This is a genomic window from Sphingomonas sp. (genome assembly GCF_048594985.1).
Lineage (GTDB): Bacteria > Pseudomonadota > Alphaproteobacteria > Sphingomonadales > Sphingomonadaceae > Sphingomonas_I.
In genome coordinates this window covers 1-9,195 of the sequence record NZ_JBMDXG010000019.1, presented here as the reverse complement: position 1 = coordinate 9,195, position 9,195 = coordinate 1, and the positions used below count along the sequence as shown (strand labels likewise).

Annotated in this window: 11 protein-coding genes and 1 pseudogene; 8 read left to right on the top strand and 4 right to left on the bottom strand. The window is 68.8% G+C overall.

Going from position 1 to position 9,195, the window contains the following annotated elements:
• Positions 1–184 precede the first annotated feature (184 nt).
• From ACOJSF_RS00720 to ACOJSF_RS00710, 3 genes are all read left to right on the top strand, one after another.
• Entirely contained in the window at positions 185–1,261 is a 1,077-nt protein-coding gene (locus ACOJSF_RS00720; protein WP_420140325.1) for a serine hydrolase domain-containing protein, read from the top strand.
• A 122-nt stretch (positions 1,262–1,383) separates the two neighbouring features.
• The gene (locus tag ACOJSF_RS00715; protein ID WP_420140324.1) at positions 1,384–1,563 is read left to right on the top strand and encodes a hypothetical protein; all 180 of its coding nucleotides are present in this window, start codon (positions 1,384–1,386) and stop codon (positions 1,561–1,563) included.
• Positions 1,564–1,625: 62 nt separating this feature from the next.
• Positions 1,626–2,750 carry an NAD(P)/FAD-dependent oxidoreductase gene (locus ACOJSF_RS00710; RefSeq protein ID WP_420140326.1) on the top strand — a complete coding sequence of 375 codons (1,125 nt, stop codon included), beginning with the start codon at positions 1,626–1,628 and terminating at the stop codon, positions 2,748–2,750.
• A gap of 82 nt (positions 2,751–2,832) precedes the next feature.
• On the opposite strand, the gene ACOJSF_RS00705 is transcribed toward ACOJSF_RS00710, so the two are convergent.
• Together ACOJSF_RS00705 and ACOJSF_RS00700 are read right to left on the bottom strand one after the other, a co-directional pair.
• Positions 2,833–3,723 (bottom strand): alpha/beta fold hydrolase, encoded by an 891-nt coding sequence (locus ACOJSF_RS00705; RefSeq protein WP_420140323.1) that lies wholly within the window; start codon positions 3,721–3,723, stop codon positions 2,833–2,835.
• Positions 3,724–3,798: 75 nt separating this feature from the next.
• Positions 3,799–4,023 carry a DUF3072 domain-containing protein gene (locus tag ACOJSF_RS00700; RefSeq protein ID WP_420140322.1) on the bottom strand — a complete coding sequence of 75 codons (225 nt, stop codon included), beginning with the start codon at positions 4,021–4,023 and terminating at the stop codon, positions 3,799–3,801.
• Positions 4,024–4,261: 238 nt separating this feature from the next.
• On the opposite strand from ACOJSF_RS00700, the gene ACOJSF_RS00695 reads away from it, so the two are divergent.
• From ACOJSF_RS00695 to ACOJSF_RS00680, 4 genes are all read left to right on the top strand, one after another.
• Positions 4,262–5,752, top strand: coding sequence for a serine hydrolase domain-containing protein (locus tag ACOJSF_RS00695; RefSeq protein WP_420140321.1), 1,491 nt, complete (start codon positions 4,262–4,264; stop codon positions 5,750–5,752).
• Between the two features lie 72 nt (positions 5,753–5,824).
• Positions 5,825–6,448, top strand: a complete 624-nt coding sequence (locus tag ACOJSF_RS00690) for a hypothetical protein (protein WP_420140320.1) — start codon at positions 5,825–5,827, stop codon at positions 6,446–6,448.
• Positions 6,449–6,653: 205 nt separating this feature from the next.
• A complete protein-coding gene (locus ACOJSF_RS00685) occupies positions 6,654–6,926 on the top strand; it encodes a hypothetical protein (protein ID WP_420140319.1) in 273 nt (90 codons plus the stop codon).
• Between the two features lie 96 nt (positions 6,927–7,022).
• Positions 7,023–7,784 carry a hypothetical protein gene (locus tag ACOJSF_RS00680; RefSeq protein ID WP_420140318.1) on the top strand — a complete coding sequence of 254 codons (762 nt, stop codon included), beginning with the start codon at positions 7,023–7,025 and terminating at the stop codon, positions 7,782–7,784.
• A 64-nt stretch (positions 7,785–7,848) separates the two neighbouring features.
• On the opposite strand, the gene thiE is transcribed toward ACOJSF_RS00680, so the two are convergent.
• Together thiE and ACOJSF_RS00670 are read right to left on the bottom strand one after the other, a co-directional pair.
• Positions 7,849–8,556 carry a thiamine phosphate synthase gene (gene thiE, locus ACOJSF_RS00675; protein WP_420140317.1) on the bottom strand — a complete coding sequence of 236 codons (708 nt, stop codon included), beginning with the start codon at positions 8,554–8,556 and terminating at the stop codon, positions 7,849–7,851.
• An 84-nt stretch (positions 8,557–8,640) separates the two neighbouring features.
• Entirely contained in the window at positions 8,641–8,940 is a 300-nt protein-coding gene (locus tag ACOJSF_RS00670) for a hypothetical protein (RefSeq protein ID WP_420140316.1), read from the bottom strand.
• Positions 8,941–8,996: 56 nt separating this feature from the next.
• Between ACOJSF_RS00670 and ACOJSF_RS00665 the strand changes: the two are divergent.
• A pseudogene (locus tag ACOJSF_RS00665) lies at positions 8,997–9,195 on the top strand (thymidine kinase); the annotation flags it as partial.

Below are 9,195 nucleotides of genomic sequence, written 5' to 3'. Positions count from 1 at the left end.
GGCGATCGATATAGATCAGGCAGGTGCCGTCGTCGCGGCGGGAGACGACGTGGGCGTCCCAGATCTTCTGGTAGAGCGTGCGCGGGCTGGACATGATGCGCGTCAGTTAGGCCGCGACGCGCGCGCGCTCAAGAGGCCGCCGCGCCCGAGGTGCGGATCGCCGCTCCGCCCCTATATCAGGGCGATGCGCGCGCGACTCCTCGGCCTCCTGCCCCTCCTCCTCGGCGCCTGCGGGCCGACCGGCTCTGCCTCGCAGGCCCCGCCGCGCGAGCAGGCCGCGCCCCGCACGACCGGGCTGGACGACGCGGCGATGGCGCGCACGGTCGCGGCGGCCGCCCGGCTCCCGCGCCTGCGCTCGCTGATCGTGCTGCGCGACGGCGCGACCTTGGCCGAACATCGCTTCAACGGCGGCCCGCCGCTCGATTGGCCGGTCAACATCAAGTCCGCCTCGAAATCGGTGCTGTCCGCACTGGTCGGGATCGCGATCGATCGCGGCGTGCTGGAGGGCGTCGATCAGCCGGTGCTGTCCGTGCTCCGCGCCGACGCCCCCGCCGCGCCCGATCCGCGCCTCGCCCGGCTGACGGTCGGCAATCTGCTCTCGATGCAGGCGGGACTGGAGCGGACCTCGGGCGAATATTACGGCCGCTGGGTCTCCAGCCCCAACTGGGTCCGCTTCGCGCTCGCGCGGCCGTTCGTCGACGCGCCCGGCGGGGCGATGCTCTATTCGACCGGCAACACCCACCTCCTCTCCGCCATGCTCACCCGCGCGAGCGGACGCAGCACGCATGCGCTGGCGCAGGACTGGCTCGCCCGTCCGCTCGGCATCGCGATCCCGCTTTGGCCGCGCGATCCACAGGGCATCTTCTTCGGCGGCAACGACATGCTGATGAGCCCGCGCGCGCTCGCCCGTTTCGGCGAGCTCTACCGCCGGGGCGGCGTGATCGACGGCAGGCGCGTCCTGCCCGCATCGTGGATCGAACGGAGCTGGACCCCGCGCACCGTTTCGCCGTGGAGCGGGGGGCAATATGGCTATGGCTGGTTCATCGGCGAGGCGCGCGGCCACCCCGTCCGCTTCGCGTGGGGCTATGGCGGGCAGATGGTCTACGTCCTGCCCGATCTGGCGCTGACCGTCGTCATGACCTCCACCTCCGACGGCGCGCGCGATACCGGCCACGTCGCCGCGCTCCACGCTTTGCTCGCCGACGGGATCGTGCCCGCGGCCGAGACGGGCGGCGGTGACGCGGCGCGTCCGGCGCTCTAAAGCTCGGCGCCAGCCCTCTCCCCCACCCGGCCGCCCACGAACGTACCCTGAATGGGCGGCCGGGTGGGGGAGCGGGCCGGTGCCGCTTCCACGTCAGTGGAACACAGACTAAGACCCTCTCCATGGCCGAACGCTTCGAACGACACCGCCAGCCGTGGCGGCCCGACGAGATCCAGAAGCTGCACCAGCTCGCGAAGAAGGGCATGGCGCTGCGCGCGATCGCCAAGGCGCTGACGCGGAGCGAGGAATCGGTCAAGGAACGCGCGAAGCTCGACGGGCTGTCGATCGCCAAGCTGCACTGATCGACGTGGGCACGCCCGAGCGGTTCGACGCGATCGTCCTCGGCGCGGGCGCCGCCGGGCTGATGTGCGCGGGCGTCGCCGGTCAGCGCGGCCACCGCGTGCTCGTGATCGACCATGCCGATCGGCCGGGGCGCAAGATCCTCATCTCGGGCGGCGGGCGGTGCAACTTCACCAATCTCGGCACCGCGCCCGATCGCTTCCTGTCGGCCAACCCGCATTTCGCGCGCTCGGCGCTCGCGCGCTACACCCCGGCCGACTTCCTCGCCTTGGTCGATCGCCACCGCATCGCGTGGCACGAAAAGACGCTCGGCCAGCTCTTCTGCGACGGGTCCGCCGCGCAGATCGTCGACATGCTGCTCGCCGAATGCCCCACCGACCGGGTCGAGATCGCGACCGGCCGCGCGATCGCGAACGTGGATCATGCCGACGGGCTCTACCGCCTCCGCTTCGGCGATCGCAAAGCGGAGGCGCCCGCGCTCGTGATCGCGACCGGCGGCCCGTCCATCCCCAAGATCGGCGGCAGCGGCTTCGCCTTCGATCTCGCGCGCCGGTTCGGGCTGAAGGTGGTCGAGCCGCGCCCCGCGCTCGTGCCCCTCACCTTGCCCGGCGACGAGGCCTTGTTCCGCGCGCTCTCAGGCGTCTCCGCGCCCGTCGTCGCCCACCACGCAAAGGCATCCTTCGCCGAGGCGGCTTTGTTCACGCATCGCGGCTTGTCGGGCCCGGCGATCCTCCAGGTGTCCTCCTACTGGCGGCATGGCGAGGAGATCGCGATCGACTTCCTGCCCGATCGCGCGCCCGGCTGGCTGACCGGGGCCAAGCGCGCCACCCCGCGCGCGACGCTCGCCCGTATGCTCGCCGCCGCCCTCCCCGACCGCCTCGCCGCCGCTCTCGCGGAACGGCTGGCGCTACAGGGCGAGCTCGCCAACCTCCCCGACGCGCGCCTGGCGGAGGCCGAACGCGCGCTCGCCGCATGGCGCTTCCGCCCCAACGGCACCGAAGGCTTCGCCAAGGCCGAGGTCACCGTCGGCGGGGTCAGCACCGCGCAGCTTTCGTCGCGCACCATGGCCGCGCGCGACGTGCCCGGCCTCTACGTGATCGGCGAAGCGGTCGACGTGACCGGCTGGCTCGGCGGCTATAATTTCCAATGGGCTTGGGCCAGTGGCTGGGCCGCCGGGCAGGACCTCTAGGTCGTGAACTTATAACGCGCGCGTTGCGCCCACGCGCAACGGCGGAAATAAAGGATAGCGGTCCGGCGGCCGCCGAGATCAGTTATCCGGAGATCGACAGCCGACGGACGGTCTCCACCGCGTCGGCAAATGCGTGCGGGTTTTCCTGCGGAAGATTGTGCCCCGAGGCTATCGTGCGGTGTTGATGCGGACCGATGAAGGAGCCGGCTTGGTCCGCCGTCCCGCCTGGTTTCAGCGGATCGTCTTTGCCGTCCAGCGTTACCGCCGGAACCACGATCTTCGGCTTCTCTCGAAGACGCGCTTCAAGGTCCTCATAGGTCGGGTCACCTGCCGCCTGCCCGAAGGCGAAACAATAGGAATGGATGACGACATCCACGAAGTCTGGATTGTCGAACGACGGCGCGCTTCGATCGAATGTGGCATCGTCGAAACGCCAGTTGGGCGACCATTGCTGCCACAGGAGCCGACAAAGCTCGCGGCGATGTGTGGCGAGACCCTCCCGTCCTCGCTCGGTTTGGAAATAATGCTGATACCATAGCACCGATTCCAGAGCGGATGGGAACGGATGGCGCATACGCTCGACGTCGATCACGTCGTAGCTGGCCAGGGATACAAGGCCTGCCACTCGGTCGGGCCAGAGAGCCGCCGCGACACAGGACGCGAGACCTCCCCAGTCATAGCCGGCGAGGATCGCGCGTTCGATGCCCACGAAGTCCAGCAGGCCGATCAGGTCAGAGCCCAAAGCCGCCTGCTGCCCGGAGCGCATGGTTTCGACAGATCTGAATTGCGTAGGTCCGAAGCCACGAAGGTAAGGCATGATCACTCGCGCCCCGGCTCCCGCGAGGAGAGGCACGACGTCTGCGTAGGCATGTATGTCGTAAGGAAAACCGTGGGAAAGTACGACCGGCCAGCCATCTGCTGGACCGACCTCCTCATAGGCTATGTGCAGTGCCTCGGTGTGCGCCAACTTCATAACCGATTTCTCGACGTCGAAAAGTCATTGCGCTTCTGCCGCCGCAAATGTGTCGAAGCAACCTTTGCCCGTCCCTCACTCGCGCCCCAGCTTGCCTTTCAGTGCGTCGATCCGCTGTGACGCCTCGGCCTTGGTGATCCCCTCGGACGGCAGCGCCTCGCCCGCTTCCTCGCTCAGCGTCGCCAGATAGCTGGCCTGCGCGCCCGTCATCGGCTCGTCGCCCGAGACCCACTCGGCCGGATCCTTCTCGGCATTCGATCCCGGATGAGCGTCGAGCTTCGGATTGTGCATGTCGGCCATGATCGATTCTCCAATGTTCTACTTATGTTCTAAACGGCGGAAGCGCCGCCGCGTTCCCCGCGCCCGAACCGATCGCCTAACCCCGTCGCCCCTGCGAAGGCAGGGGCCCATCTCTCTCCCCTCCGCCACGCCGCCCCCTCGCAAACGCCACGACAAGCCGATGGCCGACCGCCGCACGGACCTCTATGACCGGCCACGGGGGCACGATCGCGAAGCGGCGCGCCGGGGGGAGAAGGACATGTCGAAACCTGCACAGGCAGCCGGCTGGCTCGTCGCGGCGGCGCTGCTCACCGCCGCCCCGCTCGGCGCGCAACCCGTCCCAGCTGCAGTGCCGCAGGCCACCGAAGAAGCGCTCGATTCCGACCGCCGGCAACGGATCGACACCTATGTCGCGGCGGAAATGGCGCGGCAGCGTATTCCCGGCTTGACGCTCGGCATCTATCGCCACGGCGTTCCGCTCTACCTCAAGGGCTATGGCCTCGCGGACATCGAATGGCGCGTGCCGGCGGGCGCGGACACGCGGATGCAGACCGGCTCGCTCGGCAAGCAGTTCGTCGCCGCCGCCATCCTGCGCCTGGCGGAGGAGGGCAAGCTCGACATCGACGCCAGCGTCACGCGCTATTTCCCGGAGGCGCCGCCAAGCTGGCGCGCGATCACGCTCGCCAACTTCCTTTCGCACACGTCGGGGATCGGCACCTACGATACGGACGCGCGCACGCGGCCCGGCGGGCTGTTCGATTATCGCCGCGACTTCACCGAGGATCAGCTCGCCGCCGCGATCGTGAAGCTGCCCGCCGAATTCCGCCCCGGCACGCAGTGGAGCTACAACAACACGAACTACGTGCTGCTCGGCATCCTCATCCATCGCGTGACGGGCAAGAACTACGGCGACTATCTCCACGATACCTTCTTCGCGCCGCTGGGCATGCGCGACACGCGCGTCATCTCCGATACCGACATCGTCGAACGCCGCGCCTCGGGCTACGAAATGAAGGGCGGCGTGCTGAACAATCAGGCGTGGGTCTCGGCCACCTTCAATTCCACCGCCGACGGGACGATCTATACGACGGTCGAGGATATGGCCCGCTGGGATCGCGCGCTGTACGGCGATGCGATCCTGAAGCCCGCCTCGCGCGCGCGGATGTGGACGCCCTTCGGCCTTGCGGACGGTAAGGCGAACGGCGCCGGATACGGCTTCGCCTGGTTCATCGATGCGACCAACGGGCACCGCCGCATCGCGCATAGCGGCGCGTGGCAGGGCTTCACCAGCGATCTTACGCGTTTCCCCGACGACGGCCTGTCGGTCGCGGTGTTCGTCAACCTCGATTCGGAACATGCCCGGCCCGATCATATCGCCCACGTCGTCGCCGGGCTCGTCTCCCCGGCCCTGATGCCGCCCCCGGCGACCGCGCTGCCCGACGATCCCGCGCGCGCCGCGCGGCTGCGCGCGCTGCTCGAACGCGCCTCGACCGGCGCGAGCATCGCGGCCGATTTCGACGCCGGCGCCCCTCGGCCCACTCCGCTGCTGGCGAGGGATCTCGCCGCCGCCTTGCCCGCGGGCTGGCGCGATGCCCCGATGACGCTGGTCCAGCGCGACGACCATCGCGGCGGGGTGCGCTACGGCTATCGGGTGGGGCCGGCCGGCGACACGCGCCTGCTCGTCGCGACGTTGCTGCCGTCGGGCCGGCTGATGGACCTTTCGGTCCTCCCCGATCCCGACAGCCGGTGATCGGCCGGGCGATCGCCGCCCATGTGGCCACCGCCGCCGTCGGGAGTTAAGGCCGGCGAGGAGGACCGATCATTGGCACAGCGACATTCCGACCCCGCCCGCATCATCGCCCGCGCCGCGACCGGGGCGGCGTTCCTGATCGCCGCCGGTGCCGGCGCTTTCTCCGGCGCGCGCGCCGCTGCCCCCGCCTACCCGCAGGATGTCGGCGGCTGGACCCTCGCCGAAAGCAGCGACGGCAAGGGCTGCTTCCTGACCCGCATTTATGATCATCGGGGCGACACGACGCTTCTGCTGGGCCTCGATGTCGACGGCTCGAACCATCTCTCGGTGCTGAACGCCAATTGGTCGATCAAGCCGAAGGAGCGGCTGAAGCTGACCTTCCGCCTGTCGGGCGGAACCTACCCCCGGCATTTCGCGGTCGGCATGGCGTCGGACGGAAAGCAGGGGTTCGTCACCAACTTCGAAGCGAAGTTCCTGCCCCTCTTTGCCGCCTCGCGCGACCTGTTCGTCGCGAACGGCGCGGTGCCCGTCGAACGGCTCCCGCTGGACGGCAGCGGGGCGGCGCTCGGCGAGCTTCGCAAATGCGTCGCGGCCCAGCGCGCGAAGCCCGCTCCGGCGCCCGGCAAGACCACCAAATCGGACGATATCCCCGAGGACCCGTTCGCGCCCGCGAACAGGGACAAGCGTCGCCGGTGAACCGATCCAGCCATGTTGCGCTGCAAAATTATCGCTTCTTATCAGCGCAGTATCGGCGACCTCTCACGAACGCCTGGCCGGACATGCTGCACGGCTGATCACAATCGGATTGTTGGAACATCCGCTGTCGGCTCTGGTTGTTGCGATTGGTTAACGACTGAGAGAGATGGTTATGTACTCACTTGCGTCCAGATTTGCCCCCGTGATGGTCGTCGCCTGCGCGGTCGGACTCGGCGGTTGCGCGACGAAATCCTACGTGCGCGAGCAGATCGCCCCCGTCAGCCAGCGCGTCGATTCGCTCGAATCGCGTCTGCAGGCGACCGACGGCACCGCCAGGCAGGCGCTGGCCGAGGCACAGGCCGCGTCGCAGCAGGCGCAGGCCAACGGGCAGCGGGTGGACCAGCTCACCGGCCGGGTCGACGGCGTCGATCAGCGGCTCCGCGCGCAGGAAGCGCGCCCCAAGCGCGCGCGTCACTGATCGCGTCCAGCCGCGACGATTGGTAGAGATCGATCGGCAATCCCTCTCGGCCGCCCTTCGCGGGGCGGCCGATCTCTTTTCGGGGCACGTCAATCAATGAAGCTAGCCTTGCGGGTTCTGGTCGCGCTCGCCCTGACCGTCCCCGCCATGGCGGACGCGCAGCCGGCGGCCAAAGCCGGTTCCTCGGCGAAAACGAAATCAGCGAAAGCCAGGTCGTCGGCGTCGGCCGGGCGGGCCGCCCCGGCGAAGCTTGTGGCCGACATCAAGCCGGCCGACCCCCCCATCCTCCCCTCGGCGGAGGTGGCGCGCGTCGCCCGGTGGGTCGCGTCGTCGCACGACAATCAGGCGCTGCCTTATGCGATCATCGACAAGACGGGCGCGGCCTTGTTCCTGTTCGATGCCAAGGGTGAACAACTCGCGGCCGAACCCGTGCTGATCGGCATCGCCCCGGGCGACGATGCCACGCCGGGGGTCGGCAACAAGTCGCTGGCGGAGATCGGCCCGGCCGAAAAGACCACCCCAGCCGGGCGTTTCCTTGCCAAATTCGGCCTTCCCTTGGGCGGCGAGCGGATCCTGTGGGTCGATTATGCGACCTCGGTCGCGCTCCACCCCATCCCGGCGGACGCCGCGAAGAAGGAGCGGCGGCGCGATCGGATGCTGTCGCCCACGCCCGACGACAACCGTATCACCTTCGGCTGCATCAACGTGCCCCGCGCCTTCTACGCCAAACTGCTGCGCCCCCGGTTCCAGAAGAAGGGCGGCTATGTGTACATCCTGCCCGACACCAAACCGATCGAGGACGTCTTCCCCCGCCTCCGCGTTCAGGCGCTGGTCGATGGCGACGAAAGCGATCAATGATTTTTTAAGTCATTGATTTAATTGAATTAAATCCGCGCTCCGTTCGCTTTGGCGTAAACTTTCGTCAACTTTGAAGCACCGCCGCGAAGGCCCGCACCGCCGCCGCCTCGCCCGCCGGATCGTTCCACACCGATCCGCACACCGCCAGGAAGTCCGCCCCCGCCTCGATCAGCGGCGCGGCATTGCCCGGCGTGATGCCCCCGATGGCCACGCACGGCAGCTCGAACAAGGTGGTCCACCAGCCGAGGATCGACGGCTCGGGCCGGTGCCGCACCTCCTTGGTCGTCGTCGGATAGAAGCTCCCGAACGCGACATAGTCGGCGCCCGCCTCCCCCGCCTCCATCGCCAGATGCCGGCTGTCGTGGCACGTCACCCCGATCTGCGCGGCAGGCCCGAGCAGAGCCCGCGCCTCGCGCGGATCGCCGTCGCCCTGCCCCAGATGCACGCCGTCCGCGCCGAGCCGCTTGGCCAGCCCCGCGCTGTCGTTGACGATGAATGCCACGTCCCTGTCCGCGCAGAGGCGCTGGAGCGGCTCGGCCAGCCGCGCGATCTCATGCTCGCTCACGCCCTTCAGCCGCAGCTGGAACGCCGCCACCGGGCCCGCGTCGAGCGCCGCGCCGAGCCGATCGGCGAAGCCCACCTCGATCACGGGCGGGGAGATCAGATAGAGTTGGCATGCCGGTCGCGGCGCGGCTTCGAACCGCGCGGCGAAGCCCGGATCGAGCATAACCGCCTCGTCGCTCGCGCTGCCCTCGTCGATTTCGTTCTGCATCTCGCGTCCAGTGTCCACATTCGCCGCTGTCCCGGCCGGCCGTGCCCTCGGGGGCGGCTGGCGGTCAAGCGCGTCCCGACAGGATCAGTAATAGCCCGCCTTGCGGCACAGGGCGAAGAGCCGCTTGGTCGTCGGATGGTCGCGGCCCAGCTTGGCGCGGGTCGCGTAGCGGTTCGCGCACGCCTTCCGCGCGACGGCTTCCGACGCGCCCATCGGCGCGGCCGGCTTGGTGCCGGCGCGACGCTCATTGTCGGCCTGCACCGCCGCGCCGCCCGCCCAGCCGACCATCGCACCCGGATCGAGCGCGGGCCCGACATCCTGCGCGGCGGCGGGTACCGCACTCAGGGCGAACAGCAGGAGCGGCCATTTTCCCGTCATCGACATCGCATTCTCCCACGGCCGGACTTTCCGAGGACGAGACAGCCGGCTTAAGCAGAGCCATGGCCAAGCTCTATTTCTACTACGCCTCGATGAATGCGGGCAAATCGACCGAACTCCTGCAGGCTAGCTTCAATTACCGCGAGCGAGGGATGCGGACTATGCTGTGGACGGCGGCGGTCGACGACCGCTACCGGCCCGGCGCGATCACGTCGCGGATCGGCCTTACCGCCGACGCTCACGTATTCGACGCCGCGACCG

Excerpts from the sequence above, each read along its gene's own strand:
- ACOJSF_RS00720 (WP_420140325.1), top strand. The coding sequence starts at position 185 with ATGCGCGCGCGACTCCTCGGCCTCCTGCCCCTCCTCCTCGGCGCCTGC.
- ACOJSF_RS00715 (WP_420140324.1), top strand. The coding sequence starts at position 1,384 with ATGGCCGAACGCTTCGAACGACACCGCCAGCCGTGGCGGCCCGACGAG.
- ACOJSF_RS00710 (WP_420140326.1), top strand. The coding sequence starts at position 1,626 with ATGTGCGCGGGCGTCGCCGGTCAGCGCGGCCACCGCGTGCTCGTGATC.
- ACOJSF_RS00705 (WP_420140323.1), bottom strand. The coding sequence starts at position 3,723 with ATGAAGTTGGCGCACACCGAGGCACTGCACATAGCCTATGAGGAGGTC.
- ACOJSF_RS00700 (WP_420140322.1), bottom strand. The coding sequence starts at position 4,023 with ATGGCCGACATGCACAATCCGAAGCTCGACGCTCATCCGGGATCGAAT.
- ACOJSF_RS00695 (WP_420140321.1), top strand. The coding sequence starts at position 4,262 with ATGTCGAAACCTGCACAGGCAGCCGGCTGGCTCGTCGCGGCGGCGCTG.
- ACOJSF_RS00685 (WP_420140319.1), top strand. The coding sequence starts at position 6,654 with ATGGTCGTCGCCTGCGCGGTCGGACTCGGCGGTTGCGCGACGAAATCC.
- ACOJSF_RS00680 (WP_420140318.1), top strand. The coding sequence starts at position 7,023 with ATGAAGCTAGCCTTGCGGGTTCTGGTCGCGCTCGCCCTGACCGTCCCC.
- thiE (WP_420140317.1), bottom strand. The coding sequence starts at position 8,556 with ATGCAGAACGAAATCGACGAGGGCAGCGCGAGCGACGAGGCGGTTATG.
- ACOJSF_RS00670 (WP_420140316.1), bottom strand. The coding sequence starts at position 8,940 with ATGTCGATGACGGGAAAATGGCCGCTCCTGCTGTTCGCCCTGAGTGCG.